Source organism: Bartonella alsatica, from assembly GCF_013388295.1.
GTDB classification, from domain to species: Bacteria; Pseudomonadota; Alphaproteobacteria; order Rhizobiales; family Rhizobiaceae; genus Bartonella; species Bartonella alsatica.
On the sequence record NZ_CP058235.1, the window covers coordinates 16,107 to 41,843 of the forward strand.

Genomic DNA, 25,737 nt, shown 5'->3' on the forward strand with positions numbered 1-25,737 from the left:
TTTGCGTAAGTAAGCGTAAATTTTTAAGAACGTGGGGTATTGTAAAAATATTTCACTGGGGACATCTGATTCTTATTGAACTTTAATATTGCATGTTAATATTTATTTTACTACGCTTAAAATATTAAGAGAGAAATTATTTTAAATTATGTTCGTTTTTGAAGGTTAGCTATGGAAAGCGTTCTAGAAAGTAAGTGTTGGGTGGTAGCAAGACGAGCGACGTTCGTATTTATTGCAGTTATTTTTTTAGTTTATCTTACAATTTGATTTTAAATGGGACAAGCGTGATAACAGAAGCCATATACTTAAACTGTATGTAGTTTTGAGGTGATGTGTGTTTTTATCTGTTTTTGAACTTTTTAAGATTGGTATTGGCCCTTCCAGTTCACATACAATGGGGCCGATGACGGCAGCTAATATGTTTTTGGAAGAGATTCTTGCGCGAAATCTTTCTCAACCATTTGAAGCTGAAATTTCTCATATACGTGTTTATCTTTACGGTTCCTTGGCTTTTACAGGAGTTGGCCACGCTACAGATAAAGCTATTATATTAGGACTTTTAGGAGAAAAGGCTTCAACTATTGATCCTGATTGTATGGAAAACTTGTTAGAAAAGGTTACACGTGAAAAAAAAGTGCAACCAGAAGGCCATCCCCCTTATCAGTTTAATTTGCAAAATGATCTTATTTTTGAACAAAAAGTTCTACCTGGTCATGCTAATGGGCTTGCATTTGAAGGGCTTGATACTGACGGAAATATTCTTTTACGGCAGATTTATTATTCTATTGGCGGTGGTTTTGTTATGACTGAGGATGAATTAAACCATATGAATAGTAGTATACAGTCAAGAATATCTAAAGTGCCATATCCTTTTAAATCGGCCTATGAAATGTTATCAATGGCAGAAAAATCAGGACTTTCAATTGCTGAAATGAAGCGTGTGAACGAAGAGACGAAGATAAAACGTTCTGCTCTTGATACTGGGCTTGATGATATATTTTCGGCTATGACGGATTGCATTGATAGAGGTCTTTCACAGGAAGGTGAATTACCAGGTGGATTGCATGTTCCAAGACGTGCTAAAAAGCTGCACCAAACACTTTTGGAAAATCAAAAGAAAAATCTTAATTATCCGCTTTTGGCAAATGATTGGTTGTCTGTATATGCCATAGCAGTTAATGAAGAAAATGCTGCTGGTGGTCGTGTGGTTACAGCACCAACGAACGGGGCAGCTGGTGTTGTGCCTGCAGTTTTGCGTTATTATCTTCAATTTTATGATGATTCAGATCGAGAAGGAATACATAATTTTTTATTAACGGCAGCAGCTATTGGTGGTATCATCAAACATAATGCTTCTATTTCTGGTGCAGAAGTGGGATGTCAAGGTGAAGTAGGGACGGCATCTTCAATGGCAGCTGCGGGATTAACAGCTGCGTTGGGTGGTACACCAGCTCAAATCGAAAATGCAGCAGAGATTGCTCTTGAGCATCATTTGGGAATGACGTGTGATCCAGTTGCAGGCCTTGTGCAAGTTCCTTGTATTGAACGCAATGCAATGGGTGCTGTTAAGGCGGTGACAGCTTCTTCTCTTGCCTTACATGGTAATGGGGATCATTTTGTTTCTCTTGATGCTTGTATAGAAACAATGCGCCAGACTGGATACGATATGAGTGAATGTTATAAAGAAACGAGTAAATCTGGCCTTGCAGTCAATGCAATATCCTGTTAAAGGATGTAATGGATATTGATAAATTCTTTATGAGTTATTTACTACTTATAAAAGTACAGATAGGTGCTATTATTATATTTGTTAGCTCTTATATATTGTAAACTGCTTTTGTATTAAGGTGGTTTATAGGGGGGGTGAATTCTTTCTTAAATAGTTTTCATTCACATGACTATTCTACGTGTGTTGTATAAGCAAATGATTTTTATTGATTCATTTTAAGATGGGTTCGAAATGAGAAAATATTTCTATTCCGATTATTATCACCAATAATAGCAGTATTCATTTAATTGCAATGCAATAGGTGGAGTGGTATGCGTGCAGAAAGTTACTTGAAAGCAAGGATTGTTATGATACTATGAGCTATTAATAAATATAATGACAGCGCCTAACCTCCTGGCGGCAGCTACGATTTATAAGTGACTGCGAGGTATGAGGGAGAGGTATGTAAAGAATTATATTCTAAAGTTATTTTGTATTTTCAAAAAAATCTGAGTTTAGAAAATAATTAAGATATTTTGTACAAAATTTATATTGCATAGGTAAATTTACACGTTCTTGAGGAATATTTTTTCATGGAGTTATTACGTCAATATTCAATCAACGCGTGAAAGTAGCTTCCAATAGAATAATTTCTTTTTCGTGAGAAAATATCAAGGATAATCTGAGATAAAGTCCAGAAATAAACCTATATTTGGTATCTCCTGTTTTTTTAAAGAGATAGTTTTATTAGAAAGTTAATAAATAAGTTGGAAAACTAAAAAAATAAATTATCATAAATTCAAGCTAAAAGGGCGTTTACTGAAGCTTTTAAGATTGTAAGCAATGTTTAAATACTGTTATTAAAAAAATAATTCTTGTGAAAATTATCTACAAAATTAAATATTTGTTGCACCTAGATGAATTTTAATAGGTACATTGCCTGTTTGACTTGCAACACGTAAATGAATACGTACAGGAGGCATTGTAAGACGGCGATTACGTATTATTTGACACAAGAGAAGGTTAACAAGAGATTGCGTGTCTAATGTAGCTGAAGTATATTTTAAACCAGCAAGTTTTGTTATAGCATCATGAAGAGAACGTAATGAAAGAAAAGATGATTGCTTCAATAATCTTTCTTTTTTATGGGATGAAGCAAGAGCATTATGTGTCATGATACTATCCTTAACGCAGAATTCAAAAACTTTTAATAAGCTACAGTATAGCAGTTAAAATTTGCTTTCTTTAACGTAGCACAAGCGTTGAATGCAGCTTTTTTTGATTGAAAACCTACAAATCGTGCACGATAATAACTACGTCCACTTTTTTCAAACAGCTGCATATGTGAAGATGCATTCTTTAGGGCCGTATAAGCTATATTTTTTGCTTTTAAAAGTAGAGTCTGTGCTTGTTTTTTATCAGAAAGTGAACCAATTTGGATAGCCCATCCGGCATTTGTAGTTAAAGAGGCTGTAACAATTCTAGTCTCAACGGATATGGTTTTTTGAGGGTTAGGAATGGGTATAATTGCTTGATTTACGGCGGTTATTGCAGTATTAGAATTTCGAGATTGTTCTGTAAACGCTGTCAACATGGTAGAAATTTCGTCATCAAGATTGGTTGGCTCAGCTTTAATAAGGGGGATAGGAATGTTGGTACCAGTAGGTAAGTTATAGTGTACAGAAGTCATTAAATATCCATTATTTTTCATCTGGCTGGCCTTTGGTAAGTATTGGCTCAATAAGTTAGCCATATGTTCGTCGCGTGCTGTAGATGATTTACCTCCCATAACGACAGCAACAATTGAGCGTCCTTCAAGACGCATTGAAGATGCTAAATTAGAGCCTGACATTTGTGTGTAACCTGTTTTAATTCCATCGACTCCCTTCATCATTTTAACAAGTTTATTGTGGGTGTTAATTTTATGTCCACGGAAAGTAAAACTTTTTGTTTTAAATAATTTATATTGTTGTGGAAAATGTTTGCGTAGGGCTAATGATAAAGTGGCCATATCTCGTGCTGTGGAATAATTACGTATATCCGGGAGTCCTGAAGCATTTGCAAAATGTGTATGGGTCATGCCAAGTTTTCGAGCTTTAGCTGTCATCATTCGAGCGAATTTTTTTTCACTGCCACCAAGATATTCCGCAATAGCAGTGGCAACATCATTTGCTGATTTTGTAATGAGAGCTTTAGCTGCTGATTCTGCAGAAATTGTTTGGCCTGCCTTAAATCCAATTTTTGTTGGGGGGCGTGTTGCTGCGTAATGTGAGACAGGGATTGGTGTATTTGGTGTTACACGACGCATATGCATAGCTTCAAAAAGCATGTACAACGTCATCATTTTTGTTAAAGAAGCAGGATAACGCTTCAGCGATGCATTGGCTTGAAATAAAGTTTTTCCTGTATTTGCATCTATAACAATAGCAGCATACTTATCAGGATAGGCTCCTTGAGGAGTAGCTGATGCCCAAGCGTAAGAAAAAGCTAAAAAAACAAAAACAATTGCTACCTTTTTGAAACAACGTGCAATTTTGGGATAGTTAATATACACTGCGATATCCTATTTCTCCATTTACTCTGAAAATTCTGTAAAGCTTCCCTTTACTAAAGCTTTTTGAAGCAATTTAGACAAATGATATTACTAATTTATTACAGAAATTATTCGGAAGTTATCATTTTTTCCTAAATCTAATCCTAAGAGAAACTTTTCCTTTTTTTTCAAACAGGTATTGCAATAGTTATGAAAGAAATTAAGATATTAAAAAGCGTGCTGCATGAGAAATGATAATAGTACAGAAGCTAATATGAATTCTATACTCTATATTATACATAATGAAAAGAGCAAGAATTGGAATGAAAATAGACGCGATGCCATTATTATGCCTATAATTAGATCAAAATTTCAAAAGCCTAAGTTGTATCGTGTCTTTTTACTTAATGATGATTACACACCTATGGATTTTGTTGTTTTCGTTTTGAAAAGTTTTTTAAAAAAAATTCGAATGAGTAACACTTAATTATGTTAAATATTCATCAAAATGGGGTAGGTGAGTGTGGAACTTATAGTTATGAAATAGCTGAAATGAAAGTAGAACAAGTTAGGGAGTGTGCACGTCAAAACGAACATCCGTTACAATGTATAATGGAATCGAAGTGAGGGATTTTATGCCGTCTTTTACACCTAGTCTCGAAGAAGTTTTGCATCGTGCATTAACAATTGCTACTCAAGCGTGCCATGAATATGCAACATTAGAGCATCTTCTCCTTGCTCTGTTAGATGATGTTGATGCAAGTTCAGTTATTCGGGCTTGCCAGGTAGATCTGGAAGAATTGCGAAAGCGCTTAACCAACTATATTCAGTCAGAATTAGATGTGCAGATTAGAGCTGGTGAAGATACAAAACCAACAACATTTTTTCAGCGTGTTATTCAGCGTGCGGTGATTCATGCTCAGTCAGCTGGAAAAGATGAAGTGTCAGGAGCAAACGTGCTTGTTGCAATTTTTTCTGAACATGAAAGTCATGCAGCATATTTTCTCCAAGAGATGGGAATGACGCGCTATGATGCTGTACGTTTCATTTCACACGGTATTACACGTGATGATGGGTTATCGATGTTGCTTGAGGATCTTGAAGAACAATTAGATCAGCAGACTTTAGACAATGGTGAGAAGGTAACGAGTGCATTGTCTGCTTATTGTATTGACCTCAATTATAAAGCACGCAATGGTAAAATTGATTTGTTGATTGGTCGTGACATAGAAATTTTACGAATGATTCAGGTTTTATGTCGGAGATCGAAAAACAATCCGCTTTTGGTAGGTGATCCTGGAGTTGGAAAAACTGCTATAATTGAGGGCTTGGCAAAGCGCATTGTTGATGGGCAAGTGCCTGAAGTTTTATCAAATGCAACGATATTTTCCCTTGATATGGGAGTACTTATTGCTGGTACGCGTTACCGAGGTGACTTTGAAGAACGGTTAAAACAAATTGTTAAGGAATTTGAAGAATATCCAGATGCTATTTTATTTATTGATGAAATTCATACATTGATTGGAGCAGGAGCTGCATTAGGAGGAAATATGGATGCGGCAAATCTTTTAAAACCTGCATTATCTTCTGGAACTATTAGGTGTATTGGTTCGACAACTTACAGGGAATATCGCAGAATTTTTGAACAAGATCGAGCTTTAGATCGGCGTTTCCAAAAAATTGATGTTAACGAACCTTCTATTCCAGAAGCGATTAAAATTTTGCAGGGATTAAAGACTTATTTTGAAAATTTTCATCAGATCAAATATACTAATGAAGCGATGAAGGCATCTGTAGAATTATCTTCACGTTATATGATTGATCGTCGGTTACCTGATAAAGCAATTGATATTATTGATGAAAGTGGTGCAGCGCAAAAGCTTTTGCCAAAAAAACAACGAAAAAAGAGTATAGGTGTTAAAGAAATTGAAGCGACTGTTGCTGCTATGGCGAGGATTCCGCCGAAAACAGTTTCTAGAGATGAGCAGAAGATTCTTAGCAAGCTTGAAAAAGAACTTAAACATGTTATTTATGGGCAAGATCAGGCAATTACGTCATTAGTATCATCAATTAAACTGGCGCGAGCAGGATTACGCGAATCAGAAAAACCAATAGGCAGTTATTTATTTTCAGGACCAACAGGTGTAGGAAAAACTGAAGTTGCAAAACAGCTCGCATCTTCTTTAGGAGTTGAACTGTTACGTTTTGATATGTCAGAATATATGGAACGCCATACTGTAGCGCGTTTAATCGGTGCTCCCCCAGGTTACATAGGATTTGATCAAGGAGGGCTTCTTACAGATGCAGTTGATCAGAATCCTCATGCAATCTTACTCTTGGATGAGATCGAAAAAGCTCATCCAGAGTTATTTAATATTTTATTGCAGGTTATGGATTACGGTAAGTTAACAGATCATAATGGCAAAAAAATTGATTTTCGTAATATCATTTTAATTATGACAACCAATGCTGGTGCTTCAGATATGGCAAAGTCAGTTATCGGGTTCAGCAAAGTGCGTCGTGAGGGTGATGATATAGAAGCAATCAATCGGCTCTTTACACCAGAATTTCGTAATCGGTTAGACGCAATCATTCCGTTTGCACCTTTATCTCAGTTAATCATCAAACAAATTGTACAAAAGTTCATTTTTCAGCTTGAAGCACAATTAGCTGAGCGAGGGATTTGTTTTGAATTAAGTCCTTCTGCAATGGTTTGGCTTGTCAACAAAGGATACGATTCTCAGATGGGTGCGCGCCCATTGAGTCGTGTTATACAAGAGTATATTAAGAAACCATTAGCTGACGAAATTTTATTTGGAAAATTGCGTAATGGCGGCATGATTCGCGTATTGACAGATGAATCAAACGAAGAAAAAAAGAAGCTGCAATTAAAAATTTCAACTTCTAATATGTCTGTTGGTGCAAAGAATAGCAAAACAACACATTTTACAAAAAAAACGCGTAGAGAAAAAAAGCTCAGCAACTTAAAAATGCTTTAAAGAGCAGCACGGATTTTTTGTGCGTTCTCTTCAAGTATTTCTGTAGGCGTTACAACGTTGTTATGGGGGGTAAGCTCTATTCCTTCCATACGTGGTATAACATGAAAATGGAGATGATAAACAGTTTGTTGGCTAGCTGCTTCATTAAATTGCATAACTGTTACACCATCTGCTTGAAACGCTTTTTTGACGGCTTTAGCGATTTTTTGAACAGCTTTGATAACTGGAAACAATGTCTCAGTATCTGCGTCTAGCAGGTTTCTAGAGCCTTTTCGGGGAATAACTAGTGTGTGGCCTGGTGCTTGTGGCATGATATCCATGAATGCAATCACCTCTTCATCTTCATAGACACGAACGGAAGGGATTTCATTACGAATTAATTTAGCAAAAATATTGTTATTATCATAAGCTTGTTTCATACAAATGTTTCCTTTCATTTGTTCTGAGTTTAGAATTTTAATTTCAAAACGGGAAAATGTAAAAGGTTGGTAAAGTGTTAAACAAAGAGTGATTTTACTTTTAATCTCACGTTATGTATGTGCTATCATTATTGGAAGTTTAGATTTCTATAATAGCTTCAATTTCTACTGGAACATCCATAGGAAGAGAGGTCACGCCAATAGCAGAACGAGCATGTTTTCCGTTTTCACCAAGAATATTAACGAGTAAATCAGAAGCTCCATTGGCAACAAGAGGAATATCAGTAAAATGAGGAACAACAGCAACAAAAACAGTGATTTTTACCACCCGTTTTATTTTATTTAAATCACCAAGAGCCATTTTGATTTGTGCGAGAATGTTAAGAGCACAAACTTCCGCTGATTTTTTTGCTTGTTTAGCGCTAACTGTTCCCCCTACTTTACCAATTGTTATTGGTTTTCCATTGAAAAGAGGGAGTTGTCCTGAGATAAAAAGTTGGTTGCCGCTTTGTGAAGCTGTTACGTAATTGGCAATGGGAAGTGCTGCTTCAGGAAGAATGATTCCAAAATTTTTTAGACGATTTTCAATCATATCGGTCATAATTTAAACTCCATGAGCTATTTATAATACCATCCATTGCACGAGTTATTTTCTGATTTAAGGAAATATGTGGTTAATTGAGAAGTTTAGCCTTTTTAGCTTTGTTGTATGATAGTATGCAGCGGGCAAAAAATTGGAAGTTGGGAATGTTCAGGTCATTATTTATATTAATTTTATATATTGTTCTTTTATGTACTGCAAGAGCTGAAGAGTCCATTTTTATTGCACCTCATCGAGCAATTTATGATTTTCAGCTTGATAGTGTTTCTCATGAAATGGCAATTTCGGGAATGACTGGACGAATGGTTTATGAACTCACCGGTTCAGTATGTCAGGGCTATACCACACGTTTTCGTTTTATCAGTCGTATTCATATTGAAGATATGCCGGTGCGCTTAACAGATCAACAGACTACGAGTTATGAAACAGGTGATAGTCGTACATTTCATTTTAGTGTTACGGATCAGGTTGGACAAGAGGTTGCTCATCGTACCGAAGGGACAGCTGAGCGTATTCGAGATGGAATTATAGTTAAACTGAAAAAGCCTAAAGAGGAAGAATATAAGCTTGCAACAGTTGAGTTTCCAGTTATGCAACTAAAGAATATTATCCGACATGCAAAAGCGGGTCGACACTTTTATTACACTACAGTATTTGATGGGACAGATAAAGCAGACAAAGTTATTAAAGAAAGTGTAGTTATTGGGGAGAAAATGCTGCCGCTATCTGATGCTGAATCAAAAAAAATCGGAAAATTAAATGAAGAGAAAACTTGGCCTGTTACGATTTCTTATTTTGATGATGTAGAAAAAAAAGATGGTTTGCCAGTCTATCGTACCAGTTTTCTCCTATATGAGAACGGCGTTATGAGGGACCTTCGTGTGGATTATGGAACCTTTGCGGTGCGTGCTAAATTGAACAGTCTTAAATTTCTCGAGGTTGAGAAGAATCCAAATCAATGTAAACATTAAAGAATTGTAGAAAATAGCTTGAAAAAGAATCAAATATTAGTATGTTTACACTATTCCACACGCGGAGTTTGGGTATTTGCAAATAAAAAACTAGCAAGTATCCTCCGGTAGTAGGTTTATCTACTTTTTCCGCGGAGGTTAAACCGGAAAGGATAAACTATGGCACTACCAGATTTTACTATGCATCAGCTTTTAGAAGCTGGTGTACACTTTGGTCATCAGATTCATCGCTGGAATCCAAAGATGACTCCCTATATTTACGGTCAGCGTAATAATATCCATATTATTGATCTTGCTCAGACTGTTCCACTTTTACACCAAGCACTTAAACTTGTTTCAGATACGGTTGCGCGTGGTGGTCGTATTCTCTTTGTGGGTACTAAGCGTCAAGCATCTGATATTATTGCTGATGCAGCGAATCGCTCGGCGCAATATTATGTTAATGCGCGTTGGCTTGGTGGTATGCTCACAAACTGGAAAACAATCTCCCATTCTATACATCGTTTGCGTAAGCTTGACAAAATTCTTGCTGCTGAAGCACAAGGTTTTACTAAAAAAGAACGTTTAAATCTTGAACGTGATCGTGAAAAGCTTAATCGTGCGCTTGGTGGCATTAAGGATATGGGATCTGTTCCAGATCTTATATTTGTTATAGATACAAATAAGGAGAATATTGCTATTCAAGAAGCAAAACGTTTAGGTATTCCTGTTATTGCTATTATTGATACCAACTGCGATCCTGATGACGTTACATATCCGATTCCGGGTAATGACGATGCATCACGTGCAATTTCTCTTTATTGTGATCTTTTTGCTCGCGCAGCTCTCGATGGTATTGCTCGCCAACAAGGTGCAATGGGTGTTGATTTAGGTGCTCAAGCTGATGCGCTTGTGGAATCTGTTTTAGAAAATACAGTTCCGATTTCCGAATAGTATTAACAACATCTGTTAGGGTATTTATTTTCTAAAGAAGAAGTATAGGGTGTGCGTAAGAGTTTCTTGTAGTACGCTTTCATCGTTACAAAATAAAGAGGTAAATATGAGCATTACTGCTGTACAAGTAAAAGAACTCCGAGAATTGTCAGGCGCTGGTATGATGGACTGTAAGACGGCGTTAACAGAGACTAATGGTAATATGAAAGCTGCTGTTGATTGGCTTCGTAAAAAAGGGATAGCTAAAGCAGATAAAAAAGCTGGTCGTGTGGCAGCCGAAGGATTAATCGGAGTTGCATCAAAAGATTTAAATGCAGTTTTAGTTGAAATTAATTCTGAAACGGATTTTGTAGCGCGCAACGATGTGTTCCAAGACATTGTACGTAATGTGGCAACAGCTGCTTTGGATACACAGGGAGGGATTGACGCTGTTTCCGCGTCTCTTTACCCTGGTTCCGAGAAGACTGTAGAGAGTATAATTAGAGATGCCATTGGTACCATTGGCGAAAATATGACATTTCGGCGTTCTGCTAAATTATCTGTTGAAAATGGTGTTGTTGCTACTTATGTGCACAACAGTGTGGCTGATGGTCTTGGCAAACTTGGTGTTTTGGTTGCTATTGAGACTACAGGAAATAAGGAAGCTGCAGCTGCTTTTGGTCGGCAGGTTGCAATGCATATTGCTGCAACTAATCCATTAGCGCTAACAGCTGTAGACGTTGATGCTAATGCTATTGAACGTGAAAAGGCGATTTTCTCAGATCAAGCGCGTCAGTCTGGGAAGCCTGAGAATATCATTGAAAAAATGGTGGAAGGGCGGATGCGTAAGTTTTTTGAAGAGGTTGTTTTACTTTCTCAAGCTTTTGTTATGAATCCTGATATAACTGTCGAAGCAGCTTTAAAAGATGCTGAAAAATCAATTGGTGCACCAGCAAAAATAACAGGTTTTATTCGTTTTGCACTAGGAGAAGGTGTAGAAAAAGAAGACACTGATTTTGCTGCAGAGGTTGCCGCAGCTGCAAAAGGATAGCTATTTGTAGATTATTGTTAAGGGGTTGAAGACATAACATTGATTATAAAATCACTGTGAGAGAAAGGGTGATTATTGAGAGGGCGTCACGTGATAAGGTGGTGCCCTTAGTGTGTTGAAAGCAAAAAATAAATATGCTTTTGGGGAGATTATCAATGACATTAACGCTACAATATAAGCGTATTCTTTTAAAGGTTTCTGGTGAAGCTCTTATGGGAGGGCAGAGCTTTGGAATTGATGTTTCCGTTGCAGATCGTATTGCTGCTGATATTGCTGAAGTGCGAGCGATGGGAGTGGAAGTCGCTATTGTTATAGGTGGGGGAAATATTTTTCGTGGAGTTGCTGTTGCTTCGCACGGTGGAGATCGTGTGACAGGTGATCATATGGGAATGCTTGCAACTGCTATTAATTCTTTAGCGTTGCGGACATCATTGTCAAAATTAGGAGTTGAAACGGTTGTATTATCTGCAATTGCTATGCCACAAATTTGTGAGAGTTTTTCACAGCGTAAAGCGATAGGTTATATGAATCAAGGGAAAGTCGTTATTTTTGCTGGCGGTACGGGTAATCCATTTTTTACTACTGATTCTGCTGCTACCTTACGTGCTGCAGAAATTGGTGCAGATGTTCTTTTGAAGGGAACACAAGTGGATGGTATTTATTCTGCAGATCCAAAGATAGATCCTACAGCTAAGCGTTTTGACCAATTAACACATGTCGAGATTTTACAATGGGGATTGACTGTTATGGATACAACGGCGGTCACTTTAGCACGCGAGAACAATGTACCGATTATTGTATATTCTATTCATCAAAAAGGTGGTTTAGCTAAGGTATTAAATGGAACTGGGAAGTTTACAATAGTATCAGAATAAGGAATAAGCTTCAAGGTATAATTGAAGGAGACAGAGAGTATGAGTATTACATCGATTATGGATGATCTAAAACGTCGCATGGATGGTGCTATTTCCGCCTTTAAACATGAGTTAGGTGGTTTGCGAACTGGACGAGCCTCTACCAGTTTATTAGAGCCCATAACAGTTGAAGCCTATGGTTCCGTTGTACATATAAATCAGGTTGCGAATATTTCTGTTCCAGAACCGCGGATGCTTTCAGTTTCTGTGTGGGATAAAACTATGGTAGGAGCTGTAGAACGTGCTATTCGTGATTCTGGTCTTGGTTTAAATCCCATCACTGACGGTATAAATTTACGTATTCCTTTACCTGAATTAAATGAAGAGCGCCGTAAAGAACTTGTAAAAATTGCGCATCAATATGCAGAGCAAGCTCGTGTTGCTACCCGACATGTTCGCCGGGATGGTTTGGATAATTTAAAAAAATTAGAAAAAGAAGGTGAAATTGGTCAAGATGAAGCGCATAGCCTGTCTGAGAAAGTTCAAAAACTTACGGATGAGACGATTGCTGATATTGATAAAATTTTAGCTGTGAAAGAATTTGAAATTATGCACGTTTAAGGCGATTTTTTGTTAGAAAAATATGTATTTGTGTTGTGTAACGTCCTTTATAGGTGAAAATAGGAAGTTTTGTAACTGTTAATAGCATCGTGTGGGGAAATGATAGCTGTATTCTGTAGAGACAAGATTGATTTGATGTCGTGGATATTTTTAGTTCTTTATATGTACATTGGATAAGATTTTCTATTGAACAGGACAATGAAAGATTGTTGTTGAGTTACATGATAAAAATATCTTTATTGAAGATCTTCAAGTATCCCAATGCAGATTTTGGGGAAGAGGTGATGCAAAGGTTGATGCCTTAATCTTGCTATTACTTTTCATTATGAGAGATGCAGTGATATAGGTTAAAGGATCTATGCTTGAGGTAATTCGTTTTTAGATGATTGGTAGTTTTTTAGAAAAATGCTTTTATATGAAGCGAATATCAGATTTAAAATTTCATAATTCACATAGATAGTGAATAGCGGCTTTCTCATTTTTAGGGTTAGTAGTGGTGTTTGAAAACATATTTTAAGTTTGATCTTGATATATATTGTATAGTTTTTGACTGGTTCGCTATTATAAATGCTATCTTGGTAGCGCGGATTATTTATGTTAAATTTTACAAAATTTGCAAAAATATGAATATAAAAACACTGTGTAGCAAAGTTTCTTACGTGCACTAGTTTTTGAGTTGTATTTTTTGTTTTTATCGTTTGGATGTTATTTTGTCTAATCTTTTTTATCGTATTCTGACGGCTTTTATTTTTGGCATTATTGCTTTGTTTTTAACTTGGTTTGGAGGAACTTTCTTTTTTTTATTTGTGTGGAGTATTGGAGGTTTTATTCTTTATGAATGGATTAGTATCACTAAAGAGATGTGGTGTATTTCACAAAAAGTATTAGCGAGTATTTTTTATTTAGTTTTTGGCTCTTTTTTGGTATCGAGTGTATCGGCTTCATTGATTTTTTGTGTTTTGATAGCTTTTGCAGCAGTGTTAGCTATTGGATCTATGGAAAAGAGTGCATGGGTTTCTGGGGGGTTTTTATACGCATCTTTTCCTGTCGTGGCTTTATCTTTTTTACGAGGACATGAAACGTTAGGATTCCGAATTGTTATCTTCTTGTTTATGATAGTGTGGGGAACAGATATTGCTGGATATTTTAGTGGACGCGCATTTGGTGGTCCTAAATTAGCTCCACAATTTTCTCCTAATAAAACATGGACAGGAGCAATTGGTGGTACGTTTGTGGGAGTTTCTAGTGGTCTATTGATTGCTTTTCAATTTTTTGACGTAAATTTAACCAATTTTTTTGTGCTATTCCTTGTTTTTATTTTATCAATTTTTTCGCAATTGAGTGATTTAGGGCAATCTTGGTTAAAAAGACGATTTTCTGTAAAAGATTCCAGTTCTTTATTACCTGGACACGGTGGATTTATGGATCGTATGGATGGATTAATTGGGGCTGCTTTTCTTCTTTATTTAATTGGTTCGTTTATGTCTGATATGAATACACCTTTTAATCTCTTTTGTATGATTTAATTGGGAGGAGATATTTTGGAACTTTTAAATCATATGATCACTGTGAGTGACTTAATTTTAAGAAGTTTGAGTATTCTTTTTGTTTTTATGATTATCATTTTAGTGCATGAAATTGGGCATTATCTCATTGGGCGATGGTGCGGTATTAAGGCATCAGTTTTTTCGCTTGGGTTTGGGCCAAAAATCGTAAGATATACAGATAAGCACGGCACACAGTGGCGTTTAGCGCTTATTCCTTTAGGAGGTTATGTAAAGTTTATTGGAGATGAAGAGGAAACGAATGTGCCATCATTTCAGTTATCTCAGACTGTTGATGGTTCATTTGTTAATGCGCATGCTTGGAAAAAAGCAGTAACTGTTTTTGCTGGCCCCTTATTCAATGTCCTTTTCACTGTTATTATTTTAACATTTTTTTTCTTTATTTATGGTCGTGTAACTATTGAACCAGTTGTTGGTTCTTTGGTAAAAGATTCTCCTGCCTTTCAAGCAGGTTTGGAATTAGGTGATCGTTTTGTTGAAATGGATGGTCAACGGGTTGAAAGTTTTGAAAATTTGATGAATTATGTGGCTTTTCATGGTGGAGATCCTATAGAATTTAAAATAGAACGTATGGGACAAGTATTTACGAGGGTAATTATACCAAAAGTAGTCGAACGAGATGATGGATTTGGTAATCGGGCTCAAAGTGGTATAATAGGTGTAGGGGTTCCTGTTGATCCGAATAATTCTATGCGTTTAGATCCAGCTTATGTAAAACATATCCGTTATGGTTTTATAAGAGCTATAAGAGAAGCATTGGAACGTGCTACTTTTATTGTTACCCAAACAATTTTTTTTATGAGTCGTTTACTAGGGGGGAAAGAAGATCATTGTCGGTTAAATGGACCTTCTAAGACTGTTAAAATTGCTTGGAAAGTAAGTGAAACAGGTTTTGTTTCTTTACTGAATTTTGCAGCTTTTCTTTCGATAGCTACTGGACTTATTAACCTTTTTCCTCTTCCACCACTTGATGGTGGGCATTTATTATTGCACATTATGGAGATCCTTACTGGAAGAGCAGTATCTGCTAAAATTCGGGAAATTGTTTTTCACTTAGGTTTTTTCATTATCCTTTTATTTGTGATTTTTACGCTTTTTAATGATTATTTTTGTTGGTTTAGTTAATTAAATTATGGAAAACATTTTATAAATTGGGTAATAATAAAAAAATGAATTGAAGGTCGTTTACCATGTCCACGAAATATTGTGGCGTTGTTTATTATAATCAGTAATTAAGGATAAAAAGTCTCGCTGTGAAATAAAGAGTTGTTATGGCGGTTAGCTTTTTGAAGCATGATGTTCAGGGAATAAGATAAGGTAAAAAAAGCCAATGACTATGAATTCAAAGTTTTTAAATGCAACATCTGTGTTGGTGTTAGGTATGGGAATGATTGCTCCAGCAACAGCCTTTATGTCAATTACGATGGTTGGAGAGGTACAGGCCTCTGTAGTTCGTTCTATTGAGGTTCATGGAAATAAGTTTGTGAGTGCTCAGGCAGTTCGAGACAATATAGATATTAAAGCTGGCCAGAATTTTTCCAGTAGCGATGTTGATGCTGCGGTAAAGCGTCTTTTTGGATTAGGTCTGTTTTATGATGTAAAAATAAATCAGGTTGGTGATAAACTGGTTGTGTTCGTTAAGGAATATGAGGTTGTGAATCAAGTGTTGTTTCAGGGGAATAAATCTCTAAAAGATCCTGATCTTAAACGATTCATTTCTTTAAAGCCCAATGAGCCTTTTAATTCTGCTAAGCTTTCAGCGGATGTTAATACGATTCGTGAAGCTTATAAAACTGTTGGTCGTAATAATATCGCTGTGACAGTTCAAACTATTAATCTGGGAAAAGGGCGCGTAAATGTGGTATTTAATGTTGTAGAAGGCCGAAAGACAAAAATTAGTGAAATCATATTTAAGGGGAATCATGCTTTTGCGAGTCGACGTTTGCGTGATGTAATTTCAACAAAGTCTTCAGGAATGTTTTCATTATTGTTGGGAGGTGATGTTTATAGTGAAGAACGTTTAGCGGCTGATGAAGAAGCTCTTCGTCGTTTTTATTATAATCGTGGCTATGCAGATTTTCGTGTTGTTTCTTCTAAAGCAATTTTTGATGAAGCGAGTAATACATATAAAATTTATTTTATTCTTGATGAGGGAGCGCGCTATAAAGTTAGCGATGTTCAGGTTGAAAGTGATATTGATGGGATTGATATTCAGTCCGTAAAGGGGATTATTAAAACCCGGTCAGGTGATATTTATAGTGCCGAGGACATTGAGCAGTCTATTGCAATTATTAATAATAAAGTTGCTGATTCTGGATATGCTTTTGCTAAAATTGAGCCACGGGGAAATCGTGACTTGGCAAATCACACAATTTCGATTTTATATAACATTGAACAAGGTCCACGCGCTTATATTCAGCGTATTGAAATACGTGGCAATGAAAAGACACGCGACTATGTCATTCGCCGTGAGATTGATTTAAATGAAGGGGATGCTTACAATCAAACTTTAGTGCAGCGAGCAAAGCGTCGTTTAGAAAGTTTAGGCTTTTTCAAAGCTGTTAATATTTCAATGATTCCTACAGATCAATCTGATCAGGTTACTTTAGTTATAGATGTTATTGAAGCTCCAACAGGAGATCTTTCTTTGTCTGGAGCATATACAACAGGTGGTACAAGTCCTGGTATGTCACTTGAAGTATCTGTTACAGAACGTAATCTTGGAGGACGTGGTCAGTATGTTCGTTTAGGATTAGGGGCTGGGCAAGAGAAATCTCGTAATTATAATTTGTCGTTTGTTGATCCTTATTTCTTGGGGTATCGTTTATCTGCTGGTGTTGATATTTTTCGTAGTACTTACCGTGCTGATAAAGCATATGATGTACGACAAACTGGTGGGACTCTTCGGTTTTCATTACCCATTAATGATCAGTTATCTGCGAATTTAGCTTATTCTTATGTGCAAGAAGAATATGATTTTGGTAAAGAGTATGATTTAAGCAAAGAGGCTAATATAATAGGATTATATGAAAAGTATTCTGGTGCAATTGTTCAAGCAGCCAAGCATAGCCCTTGGAAACGTTCATCAATTAGTTATGGTTTGACCTATAATACTATTGACGATATGAAAAATCCGCATGATGGGTGGTACGTGCGTATTCTTCAGGAGTATGCGGGGCTTGGCGGAAGTGCAAAGTTCTTGAAGACAACTGGTAAAGCAATGATGTATAAAACGCTTTCTGAACAAATGGATCTTGTCGGTTTACTTTCCTTTGGGGGTGGATATATTCACGGACTAAGCCGAGATGGTGTACGTATCTTTGATATGTTTAAAATAAATACTGATATGATTCGAGGATTCAAATACAATGGAATAGGTCCCCGTCAGATTTCCAATAAAGGTGAAGCTTATTTCTTAGGGGGAACGACATATATGAATGCAACTGCTGAAGTACAATTTCCTATACCTGTTGTGCCTGAAGGATTAGGATTACGGGGTGCTTTATTTATGGATGTTGCAACGCTCTATGGAAATAATTATCAACCTGTTTTTCAGGGTGAAACGCCTGTAACACATACTAAAATTTTTTGGCGTTCATCTGCAGGTGTGAGCTTGATGTGGGACTCACCATTTGGTCCACTCCGTTTTGATTATGCTTGGCCAGTAACAAAGCAGGAAGGTGATCGTTTGCAAAAATTGAACTTTGGTATTTCTACGAAGTTCTAATTTGAGTTTTCTTTAGAGAGAGAAATTGTAGAGAATGGGTTAGGCTGGGGGAGAAAGTGTTTTGATGGCGGATACATTTTTTTTTACGCCGTCCCGGCGATTGACGGTTGCTAATGTTGCAGAGTTGACAGGTGCAAAACTTCTTAATCCAGAGTTTTCTAACACAGTTATAAATACTCTTTCTTCACTTGAGAGTGCTGTGGAAGGTTCTCTCGTGTTTGTAGAGCACCGAAAATTTTCTGATGCTCTAGTCGGAAGTTCTGCTGTAGCTGTTTTTTGTACAAATGAAATCGTTTTTAAAGTTCCTGAATCTATGGCTATTTTGGTTACATCCACACCGCAGCGTGATTTTGCCCAAATTGGACGCATCTTATTTCCTGATTCTGTGAAGCCAATGCCTTGGTTTGGACAGAGAGAAATTTCACCACATGCGCATATTCATCCAAGTGCTAAATTTGCACATGATGTATGTATTGAAGCGGGAGCTGTTATTGGCCGAAATGTTGAGATTGGAGCAGGAACTCTTATTTCATCTACGGCTGTTATCGGTGAAAATTGTCGTATTGGACGTGATTGTTATATTGGTCCCAAAGTGACAGTTCAGTATTCTTTAATAGGTGATAGAGTTCAACTTTACCCTGGTGTTTGCATTGGGCAGGATGGTTTTGGTTATGTTGGCAGTGTTTCCGGAATTGAAAAAGTCCCCCAACTTGGTCGTGTTATCATTGAGGATGGTGTAGAAATTGGCGCGAATACAACAATTGATCGTGGAACATTTGACGATACCATTATTGGTGAAGGGAGCAAAATTGATAATTTAGTTCAGATTGCACACAATGTAAAAATTGGTCGCTATTGTCTTATTGCTGCCCAATGCGGGGTTGCTGGAAGTACATCAATAGGTGATATGTCTCAACTTGGTGGGAGCGTTGGGGTAGCAGATCATATTATAATAGGTAAATGCGTTCAAATTGCTGCTGGTAGTGGTGTTATGAATGATATTCCAGATGGAGAAAAATGGGGAGGAAGTCCAGCGCGGCCATTTAAGCAATGGTTTCGGGAAGTAGCGGCGTTGCGTAATATTGGCAAAGTTAAAAAGGAGAAACGCTAATATGATCAACACCGAAGAAATTAGAAATTTAGAGGCTGTGGATATTGAAAAATTGCTATCAATATTACCGCATCGTTATCCATTTTTATTAATTGATCGCATCGTTGAAATTAGTGGTGAGCAAGAAGCTATTGGTATTAAAAATATAACGATTAATGAACCACATTTTATCGGACATTTTCCTGCAAAGCCAGTTATGCCTGGAGTATTGATTTTAGAGGCTATGGCACAAACAGCGGGCGCAATTTCACTTTTAAGTTTAGGATATAAGCAAACAAATTTGGTTTATCTTATGACTGTTGATAATGCAAAATTTCGTAAGCCTGTTGTGCCTGGTGATCAACTAAAGATTCATGTTCAACTTTTAAAAAAAAGATCTGGCATGAGACGTTTTTCATGTGTTGCAAAAGTAGAGAATGTCCGCGTCGCTGAAGCAGAAATTGCTGCGATGATTATCGATGAAGAATAAACAATATTAATAGGAATTTAAAAATGTCCGGTACGAAAATCCATCCAACGGCTCTTGTGGAAAAGGGAGCGCAGCTTGGTGAGAATGTACGAGTTGGACCATTTTGTCATATTAGTTCAGAGGCTGTTATTGGCGATGGATGTAGCTTGATGAGTCATGTTGTAATAATGGGAAACACGATGTTAGGGGGTAATAGTAAAGTATTTTCACATGCAGTTTTGGGGGCAGATCCGCAAAATAATAAACATAAAGGAGGGCATACAACACTTTCTATTGGTAAAAATTGTACGATTCGTGAAGGTGTAACAATGCATAGAGGTTCTGATTCGAGTATGGGAATGACGATTGTGGGTGATAATTGCCAATTTTTTTGTTATGCACATATCGCCCATGATTGTCATGTAGGAAATCATGTAACATTTGCAAATAATGCGATGATTGCTGGTCATGTTACTGTTGGTGATTATGTTATTATTGGTGGAGGTGCTGCTGTTCACCAGTTCGTTCGTATTGGGCATCATGCATTTGTTGGTGGTGTATCCGCACTGGTTGGTGATTTAATTCCTTACGGAACGGCTGTTGGTGTGCAGGCAAAACTTGCAGGATTAAATATTATTGGTATGAAGCGTGCAGGCCTTGAACGTAAAGATATTCACGCATTACGCCATGCGATTTCTATGCTTTTTGATCATAGTAAGCCGTTTAAAGAGCGTGTCAGTGATGTTGCTTCTTTCTATTCTACTTCTCAGTCTGTTGTTGATGTAGTTAATTTTATTAAAGAAGAAGGAAAACGTTTTTATTGTACTCCAAAATTTGAAGGTAATAAAATAAAAGAGAGCAAGGATTAAAAATGCCTGTCTCTGGTACCAGAAGTTTTTTTTCCGGCCGTACTGCTATTATAGCAGGAAATGGTATTCTACCTATCACTGTTGCGCAAGAACTTGAAAGACATGGTCAGAATCCTTTTCTTGTGCTTTTGCGTGATGAGGCAGATACTGAGCTTTATCGTTATGAGCATTGCGAGTTGTCAATTGTCGAATTAGCTCGACTCGTTAAAATCTTAAAAACAGCAGGAATTTGTAATATTGTGTTGGCAGGTGGTGTAAAAAAACGGCCACTTCTTACACAATTGCGACTCGATTGGACAACATTTTTAGCTTTTCCTAAATTAATCGGAGCTTTGAAAAAGGGGGATGATGCATTATTAAAAGCTTTTATAAGGATTATAGAAGCGCATGGTTTTTATGTTATTGGTGCTCATGAGATAGTACCAGATCTTTTAGCTCCAGTAAAATTTGATTTAACATTACGGAGGGCTACTCAAAAAGAGAAAAAAGATATTTCCTTAGCATTAAAAGCAGCAAAGCTTTTAGGTCAATTAGATATTGGGCAAGCAGCAGTAGCTATAAATGGAAGGGTAATTGCAGTTGAGGGAGCAGAGGGAACTGATAATATGCTGTGGCGAGTTTGTGAAATGCGAGAAAGAGAGCAAATTCCGCCTAAAGGTGGAGTTCTTGTTAAATGTGCGAAACCGCAACAAGATTATCGTGTTGATCTACCATCAATTGGGCCTACAACAATAATGAATATTGCCAAAAGTGGGCTGTCTGGCATTGCGATGGAAGCAAATAAAAGTCTCATATTATCAGTAAAAACAACAATAGAAAAAGCCAATGAATATTCCCTGTTTATAGAAACATTTGAAAAATTTGATCATGAATAATTGTCTCTTAAAAATTGCTGTTGTTGCAGGCGAAGAATCTGGTGATTTACTTGGAGCAGATTTGATTTCTTGTTTGTTACAACAGACAGGATATAATATTCATTTGATTGGTGTTGGTGGGAGACATTTAAAAGCATTAGGTTTAAAAAGCTTCTTTAATTCTCATGATATTTCTTTAATTGGTTTAGGAGCAGTGGTAAGAAAACTGCCATTATTGCTGTTGCATATTCATAATCTATCCAAATTTATCGTTCAAGAGAAGCCCGATTGCTTAATTATTATTGATAGTCCAGATTTTACTCATCGTGTTGCAAAAAAGGTGCGTATTTTAGCACCTTCTATTCCTATTATTAAATACATTGCTCCAACCGTTTGGGCATGGCGCCCAAAGCGAGCTAAAGCTATGCGTAAATTTGTTGACCATATTTTAGCAGTTTTTCCTTTTGAAGAAAAGATTATGCAGGATTTGGGAGGTCCTGCCACTACTTATGTTGGACATCGTCTTTTAACATATCCTCCGCTCCTGACTGCCCAATTTAAAAAAAAATGCCAATTAGAAAAAAGATGCTTGTGTGGTGAACAAACATTATCGTCGACGTTAGTTATTTTGCCTGGATCACGCAATTTGGAGATTCGCTCTTTAATGCCGATTTTTCGGGAAGCAGTGGAAATTCTTGGACAACGCATCCCTCATTTACGTATTATTTTACCAACCTTACCGCATTTGGTGGATGAAATTCATGATTTTTTACAGGACTGGAAAAGCAAAGTAGAAGTTGTTATTGGTGAAGATGCAAAATGGTGTGCTTTTGCGGAAGCTGATGTTGCACTTGCAGCTCTTGGAACGGTTTCACTTGAATTAGCATTGGCAAAAATTCCAATGGTTCTTTGCTATAAGCTTGATCTTTTTTCTAGATTATTCATTTTTTCCAAAGTGATGTTATGGAGTGCTGCTCTCCCAAATATTATTTCTGATAAGCCTATTGTGCCGGAATATTTTAACGAATTTCTACGCCCTGGCATGTTAGCAAGGCAAATAGAACAGCTTTTGTATAATCCTTTATTACGACAGGCACAACTCGATGCTTTTGAAATAGTGGAACAGAAAATGAAAACTGAAGTACCATCGGGAGTTGTTGGAGCACAAACGATAATTAATCTTCTCGAAAAAATAAAACACTTAAAATTGTGCAGATAAAACAGCGTTGATAATTAATGTTTAATTTTAGCAAGAAACTCACGAGCCCGCTGGCTCTTAGGATTGGTAAAAAATTCGTCAGAAGCGGTATCTTCAATAATTTTTCCATTTTCTAGAAAAAGGATCCTTTTTGAGACTTCACGTGCAAAACCCATTTCATGAGTCACACAGAGCATCGTTATACCTGTCTCTGCCAATTGAACCATAACTTCTAAAACTTCTCCGACACTTTCTGGATCAAGAGCCGACGTTGGTTCATCAAAAAGCATCACTTCAGGTTCCATACAAAGTGCACGAGCAATCGCAACACGTTGTTGTTGTCCGCCAGAAAGTTGTAAAGGATATTTATTACAGTGTTTTTCAATGCCAACATTTGTCAGATAACGAATTGCTCTTTCTTGTGCTTGTTGTTTAGAAAGTCCTTGAACAGTCATAGGTGCTAAAATGCAATTTTGCATAACGCTCATATGGGGAAATAAATTAAAGTTTTGAAAGACCATTCCTATTTTAGAAAGAACATTTTTTTGCTGATACAGAGGAGCAGCATGAATATTAATATTATGGATACATATTGAACCTTCTTGTGCTTTTTCTAATTGATTAATACAACGAATCAAAGTTGATTTTCCTGATCCAGAAGGACCACAGATAACAATACGTTCGCCAGTTTTAACGTCGAAGTTAATGTTATAGAGAACCTGAAAATCTCCATACCATTTATTTAAATTCCGAATAGAAATTACGGAGTTTTGAGCAGTATAGACAGATTTATTATTTTCCAAATTCATCCTGTTGTATTCTTTCATTGATAAATAAATTTGTTAATTTAATGTTTTGATTTAGTAAGGATTTTTATGATTATTGTATTTATCGTAAATATCGGGTTAGATGGTATTCGATAAGAACAATAAAGCGATGAATGAACTCAACGGTAAGAAGATAGATAAGAGCAGCCCAAACATAAACTTGGAAATCGAATGTACGTGAATAAGTTAGTTTGGCGATTCCTACTAAATCATAAATAGTAACGAGTGAAGTAATGGCACTGGATTTAATCATTAAAATTAACTCATTGCCTAGGGGGCGTAATGCTAAAACCATTGCTTGCGGAAGAATAATTCTGAAAAATGTTACAGAATTGCTCAATCCTAATGCTTTTGATGCTTCACGTTGTCCAGTTGTTACAGATAGAAAGCTCCCTTTAAAGATTTCGGATTGATAAGCAGCAGAATTAAGAGCAAAAATGAAAATGCAACAATACCATGCGTTTTGAAAAAACCACCATAAACCAACTTGTTGCCAGAAGTTATTTATTGAACCAAGTCCGTAATAAAAAAGAAAAAGTTGGGCTAGTAAAGGAGATCCGCGGAAAAAATAGACATAAGCCTCTGCAACATATTGTAAAAACTTGTTATTTGACAAACGTGCAAACGCGATAAGCATACCAAGAAAAAAGCCAATGGAGCAAGCAAGAACAACAAGCTCGATAGTAACAAGAAAGCCCTCAATAAATTTGGGCCCATAACGGTTTAAAAGAGCAGGATTAAAAAGAAAATAAAGCCACTCAGGAATCATTAGTTTGATACCTTTCGATATTCTGCTTGAGTGTATATTTTCAGATAGTGCAGGATTGCAGAAAAAAATGCTGAAAATAACAAATAAAGTAAGCATGCCACAAAATAAAATAGCATAGGTTTATTAGTGGCTGCGACTGCTAAATTCGTTTGTCGCATAAGGTCAACAAGTGAAATGGTTGACACCAGGGATGTATCTTTAAGTAAAGTAAGCCAATTATTAGAAAGTCCTGGTAAAGCATTTTGGATGAGCTGAGGAAAGACAACATGAAAAAACGTTGTTGATCGTGAAAGTCCTAAAGTTCTAGCTGCTTCATATTGACCTTTATCAAAAATATTAAATGCTCCAAGCCAAACTTCACAAGAAAAAGCTGCAAGAACCATACTGAGTGCCAGAACACCAGCAACAAAAGCGTTTATGCTAAACATTATTTGAACATTAAGATAATCAAGAATAATTTGAATAATATTCTGCAATCCGTAGTAAACTAAAAATAAGGTTAAAAGCTCTGGTAATCCACGGAAGACTGATGAAAAGAGGGTAGCTATAATTTTAGCTATCTTAATATTGGATCGAATCATTACAGCGGTTAGAAGACCTAAGGGAAGTCCTAAGAGCGCACAGCATAAAGCTAATGATAACGTCATTCCTGCGCTAGACAGTATAACCATACCCCATCCTCCATTGCTAAATGATAGCAATGCTAAATCTTCAATCATTCTTGCTCACCTCATAAAGAGTTATGATAAAAGTTCTTTCAGAAATAAACGGTTTTTCTAATTTTAGTTCAGATCGATATTTAATAAATATCGAATGAAAAATATTTTTTCATAATTTTATCATAAGTTCCATCCAAACGAATTTCTTTTAGCGCTTCATTGAACTTATTTTTAAGATCATTATTATTTTGACGTATAGCAATTGCAATAGGAAATTCTGTTTCTTCCAGAATTCCTAAAAGACGGCAGCAATCTTTTCCTTCATTTTCAAGCCAGCTTAATGCTTGCAGTTTATCAGAGATAACTATATCAAGTCGACGGTTTAAAAGATCTCGATTAACTTCCATTGTTGTCGGATAGAGTTTGATATTTACTCCTTCAGAAGCATAATGATCTTCTGCGTAGGCAGCTTGTGTTGTATTTGATTGTACACCAAGATTTTTACCTTTAAAAGCTTTTGCTGAGATCTCTTTAATTTCTGAATCTTTGGTAACAATTATAGCAAGTGTTGTGTTATAGTAAGGATCTGTGAAATCAATCTTTTGTAAGCGCTCTTGTGTAGGAGCAAGAGAAGCAATGATAGCATCGTACTTTTTTGCAAGAAGACCGGGAATCATTCCCTCAAAGTCTTGAGTAACGATAGTGCATTCAATGTTCATTTTTTTACAAAGTGCATAAGATATATCAATATCAAACCCCTGAGGTTTATTATTTGAGTCAATATAACTAAATGGAGGATAGGAACCTTCACTTGCAATTTTTAGTGTTTGAGCATAGGCAGATTGGGTAAATAATGTTGCACTTATTGTAAGAGCTATTGCTAATAATTTCATTATGTTCTCCTGTTGAATAAACGAGGAAATATGAGATTGCCACATATTTATAATCTGTAAGCTCTTCTAGGAGCAATGCAAAAATTTATTTGTATTCGTTTTACTACTATGATGTTAAACAACATTATCAAAGAAATTATTTATTTTT

The 25,737-nt window shown here is 36.4% G+C and carries 23 protein-coding genes and 1 pseudogene; 16 read left to right on the forward strand and 8 right to left on the reverse strand.

Features of this window, described 5'->3' with window-relative positions; genetic code table 11:
* Positions 1-334: 334 nt before the first annotated feature.
* A complete protein-coding gene (locus tag HWV54_RS00105) occupies positions 335-1,729 on the forward strand; it encodes an L-serine ammonia-lyase (protein ID WP_005865401.1) in 1,395 nt (464 codons plus the stop codon).
* 875 nt (positions 1,730-2,604) lie between these two features.
* On the opposite strand, the gene HWV54_RS00110 is transcribed toward HWV54_RS00105, so the two are convergent.
* A complete protein-coding gene (locus tag HWV54_RS00110; protein WP_005865400.1) occupies positions 2,605-2,883 on the reverse strand; it encodes a hypothetical protein in 279 nt (92 codons plus the stop codon).
* A gap of 32 nt (positions 2,884-2,915) precedes the next feature.
* On the reverse strand, positions 2,916-4,262 hold the full coding sequence (locus HWV54_RS00115) for a D-alanyl-D-alanine carboxypeptidase (protein WP_005865398.1): 1,347 nt from the start codon (positions 4,260-4,262) through the stop codon (positions 2,916-2,918).
* Positions 4,263-4,492: 230 nt separating this feature from the next.
* On the opposite strand from HWV54_RS00115, the pseudogene clpS reads away from it, so the two are divergent.
* Both clpS and clpA read left to right on the forward strand, forming a co-directional pair.
* Positions 4,493-4,868, forward strand: a pseudogene (clpS, locus tag HWV54_RS07120) (ATP-dependent Clp protease adapter ClpS).
* Positions 4,869-4,876: 8 nt separating this feature from the next.
* Complete coding sequence (gene clpA, locus HWV54_RS00125; RefSeq protein WP_005865393.1) at positions 4,877-7,240, forward strand: ATP-dependent Clp protease ATP-binding subunit ClpA; 2,364 nt, start codon at positions 4,877-4,879, stop codon at positions 7,238-7,240.
* Here the strand turns inward: clpA and HWV54_RS00130 are convergent.
* Together HWV54_RS00130 and HWV54_RS00135 are read right to left on the reverse strand one after the other, a co-directional pair.
* Complete coding sequence (locus tag HWV54_RS00130; protein WP_005865391.1) at positions 7,237-7,659, reverse strand: HIT family protein; 423 nt, start codon at positions 7,657-7,659, stop codon at positions 7,237-7,239. The two genes, clpA and HWV54_RS00130, sit on opposite strands and share 4 nt — an antisense overlap.
* 139 nt (positions 7,660-7,798) lie before the next feature.
* A complete protein-coding gene (locus HWV54_RS00135) occupies positions 7,799-8,260 on the reverse strand; it encodes a RidA family protein (protein WP_005865389.1) in 462 nt (153 codons plus the stop codon).
* 146 nt (positions 8,261-8,406) lie between these two features.
* Between HWV54_RS00135 and HWV54_RS00140 the strand changes: the two genes are divergently transcribed.
* The 13 genes from HWV54_RS00140 to lpxB all read left to right on the forward strand — a co-directional run bounded on the left by HWV54_RS00140 (position 8,407) and on the right by lpxB (position 22,462).
* Positions 8,407-9,231: a cell envelope integrity EipB family protein gene (locus HWV54_RS00140; protein ID WP_005865387.1), complete on the forward strand. Its 825-nt coding sequence runs from the start codon at positions 8,407-8,409 to the stop codon at positions 9,229-9,231.
* Positions 9,232-9,390: 159 nt separating this feature from the next.
* Positions 9,391-10,164, forward strand: coding sequence for a 30S ribosomal protein S2 (gene rpsB, locus HWV54_RS00145; protein ID WP_005865385.1), 774 nt, complete (start codon positions 9,391-9,393; stop codon positions 10,162-10,164).
* A 106-nt stretch (positions 10,165-10,270) separates the two neighbouring features.
* Positions 10,271-11,194: a translation elongation factor Ts gene (gene tsf / locus HWV54_RS00150; protein ID WP_005865383.1), complete on the forward strand. Its 924-nt coding sequence runs from the start codon at positions 10,271-10,273 to the stop codon at positions 11,192-11,194.
* A 155-nt stretch (positions 11,195-11,349) separates the two neighbouring features.
* Positions 11,350-12,069 carry a UMP kinase gene (pyrH, locus tag HWV54_RS00155; RefSeq protein ID WP_005865381.1) on the forward strand — a complete coding sequence of 240 codons (720 nt, stop codon included), beginning with the start codon at positions 11,350-11,352 and terminating at the stop codon, positions 12,067-12,069.
* A gap of 39 nt (positions 12,070-12,108) precedes the next feature.
* Complete coding sequence (gene frr, locus HWV54_RS00160; RefSeq protein WP_005865379.1) at positions 12,109-12,669, forward strand: ribosome recycling factor; 561 nt, start codon at positions 12,109-12,111, stop codon at positions 12,667-12,669.
* Between the two features lie 710 nt (positions 12,670-13,379).
* On the forward strand, positions 13,380-14,195 hold the full coding sequence (locus HWV54_RS00165) for a phosphatidate cytidylyltransferase (RefSeq protein WP_005865377.1): 816 nt from the start codon (positions 13,380-13,382) through the stop codon (positions 14,193-14,195).
* A 15-nt stretch (positions 14,196-14,210) separates the two neighbouring features.
* Positions 14,211-15,359 carry a M50 family metallopeptidase gene (locus HWV54_RS00170; RefSeq protein ID WP_005865375.1) on the forward strand — a complete coding sequence of 383 codons (1,149 nt, stop codon included), beginning with the start codon at positions 14,211-14,213 and terminating at the stop codon, positions 15,357-15,359.
* Between the two features lie 205 nt (positions 15,360-15,564).
* Positions 15,565-17,961, forward strand: a complete 2,397-nt coding sequence (gene bamA, locus HWV54_RS00175) for an outer membrane protein assembly factor BamA (RefSeq protein ID WP_005865373.1) — start codon at positions 15,565-15,567, stop codon at positions 17,959-17,961.
* Positions 17,962-18,025: 64 nt separating this feature from the next.
* Complete coding sequence (gene lpxD, locus HWV54_RS00180; RefSeq protein WP_005865371.1) at positions 18,026-19,072, forward strand: UDP-3-O-(3-hydroxymyristoyl)glucosamine N-acyltransferase; 1,047 nt, start codon at positions 18,026-18,028, stop codon at positions 19,070-19,072.
* A 1-nt stretch (position 19,073) separates the two neighbouring features.
* Positions 19,074-19,541: a 3-hydroxyacyl-ACP dehydratase FabZ gene (fabZ, locus tag HWV54_RS00185; RefSeq protein ID WP_005865369.1), complete on the forward strand. Its 468-nt coding sequence runs from the start codon at positions 19,074-19,076 to the stop codon at positions 19,539-19,541.
* Positions 19,542-19,564: 23 nt separating this feature from the next.
* Positions 19,565-20,389: an acyl-ACP--UDP-N-acetylglucosamine O-acyltransferase gene (gene lpxA / locus HWV54_RS00190; protein ID WP_005865367.1), complete on the forward strand. Its 825-nt coding sequence runs from the start codon at positions 19,565-19,567 to the stop codon at positions 20,387-20,389.
* A 2-nt stretch (positions 20,390-20,391) separates the two neighbouring features.
* Positions 20,392-21,264: an LpxI family protein gene (locus HWV54_RS00195; protein ID WP_005865365.1), complete on the forward strand. Its 873-nt coding sequence runs from the start codon at positions 20,392-20,394 to the stop codon at positions 21,262-21,264.
* Positions 21,257-22,462, forward strand: a complete 1,206-nt coding sequence (gene lpxB / locus HWV54_RS00200) for a lipid-A-disaccharide synthase (RefSeq protein WP_005865364.1) — start codon at positions 21,257-21,259, stop codon at positions 22,460-22,462. Before HWV54_RS00195 ends, lpxB begins: the two co-directional genes overlap by 8 nt.
* Positions 22,463-22,476: 14 nt before the next feature.
* Here lpxB and HWV54_RS00205 read toward each other — a convergent pair whose 3' ends face one another.
* The 4 genes from HWV54_RS00205 to HWV54_RS00220 form a co-directional block, all read right to left on the reverse strand.
* A complete protein-coding gene (locus HWV54_RS00205; RefSeq protein ID WP_040296379.1) occupies positions 22,477-23,250 on the reverse strand; it encodes an amino acid ABC transporter ATP-binding protein in 774 nt (257 codons plus the stop codon).
* Positions 23,251-23,329: 79 nt separating this feature from the next.
* Positions 23,330-24,037 (reverse strand): ABC transporter permease, encoded by a 708-nt coding sequence (locus HWV54_RS00210; RefSeq protein WP_005865360.1) that lies wholly within the window; start codon positions 24,035-24,037, stop codon positions 23,330-23,332.
* Entirely contained in the window at positions 24,037-24,756 is a 720-nt protein-coding gene (locus tag HWV54_RS00215) for an ABC transporter permease (protein WP_005865359.1), read from the reverse strand. The genes HWV54_RS00210 and HWV54_RS00215 overlap by 1 nt, the downstream gene beginning before the upstream one ends.
* Positions 24,757-24,836: 80 nt before the next feature.
* On the reverse strand, positions 24,837-25,589 hold the full coding sequence (locus tag HWV54_RS00220) for a transporter substrate-binding domain-containing protein (RefSeq protein ID WP_176953542.1): 753 nt from the start codon (positions 25,587-25,589) through the stop codon (positions 24,837-24,839).
* Positions 25,590-25,737 lie beyond the last annotated feature (148 nt).

Bases quoted from the DNA above. Each gene is read 5' to 3' on its own strand.
- lpxD (WP_005865371.1), top strand. From the start codon at position 18,026: ATGGCGGATACATTTTTTTTTACGCCGTCCCGGCGATTGACGGTTGCT.
- HWV54_RS00205 (WP_040296379.1), bottom strand. From the start codon at position 23,250: ATGAATTTGGAAAATAATAAATCTGTCTATACTGCTCAAAACTCCGTA.
- bamA (WP_005865373.1), top strand. From the start codon at position 15,565: ATGACTATGAATTCAAAGTTTTTAAATGCAACATCTGTGTTGGTGTTA.
- lpxB (WP_005865364.1), top strand. From the start codon at position 21,257: ATGAATAATTGTCTCTTAAAAATTGCTGTTGTTGCAGGCGAAGAATCT.
- clpA (WP_005865393.1), top strand. From the start codon at position 4,877: ATGCCGTCTTTTACACCTAGTCTCGAAGAAGTTTTGCATCGTGCATTA.
- HWV54_RS00130 (WP_005865391.1), bottom strand. From the start codon at position 7,659: ATGAAACAAGCTTATGATAATAACAATATTTTTGCTAAATTAATTCGT.
- HWV54_RS00215 (WP_005865359.1), bottom strand. From the start codon at position 24,756: ATGATTGAAGATTTAGCATTGCTATCATTTAGCAATGGAGGATGGGGT.
- fabZ (WP_005865369.1), top strand. From the start codon at position 19,074: ATGATCAACACCGAAGAAATTAGAAATTTAGAGGCTGTGGATATTGAA.
- HWV54_RS00220 (WP_176953542.1), bottom strand. From the start codon at position 25,589: ATGAAATTATTAGCAATAGCTCTTACAATAAGTGCAACATTATTTACC.
- lpxA (WP_005865367.1), top strand. From the start codon at position 19,565: ATGTCCGGTACGAAAATCCATCCAACGGCTCTTGTGGAAAAGGGAGCG.
- pyrH (WP_005865381.1), top strand. From the start codon at position 11,350: ATGACATTAACGCTACAATATAAGCGTATTCTTTTAAAGGTTTCTGGT.
- HWV54_RS00210 (WP_005865360.1), bottom strand. From the start codon at position 24,037: ATGATTCCTGAGTGGCTTTATTTTCTTTTTAATCCTGCTCTTTTAAAC.
- HWV54_RS00140 (WP_005865387.1), top strand. From the start codon at position 8,407: ATGTTCAGGTCATTATTTATATTAATTTTATATATTGTTCTTTTATGT.
- HWV54_RS00135 (WP_005865389.1), bottom strand. From the start codon at position 8,260: ATGACCGATATGATTGAAAATCGTCTAAAAAATTTTGGAATCATTCTT.
- HWV54_RS00110 (WP_005865400.1), bottom strand. From the start codon at position 2,883: ATGACACATAATGCTCTTGCTTCATCCCATAAAAAAGAAAGATTATTG.
- HWV54_RS00195 (WP_005865365.1), top strand. From the start codon at position 20,392: ATGCCTGTCTCTGGTACCAGAAGTTTTTTTTCCGGCCGTACTGCTATT.
- tsf (WP_005865383.1), top strand. From the start codon at position 10,271: ATGAGCATTACTGCTGTACAAGTAAAAGAACTCCGAGAATTGTCAGGC.
- rpsB (WP_005865385.1), top strand. From the start codon at position 9,391: ATGGCACTACCAGATTTTACTATGCATCAGCTTTTAGAAGCTGGTGTA.
- frr (WP_005865379.1), top strand. From the start codon at position 12,109: ATGAGTATTACATCGATTATGGATGATCTAAAACGTCGCATGGATGGT.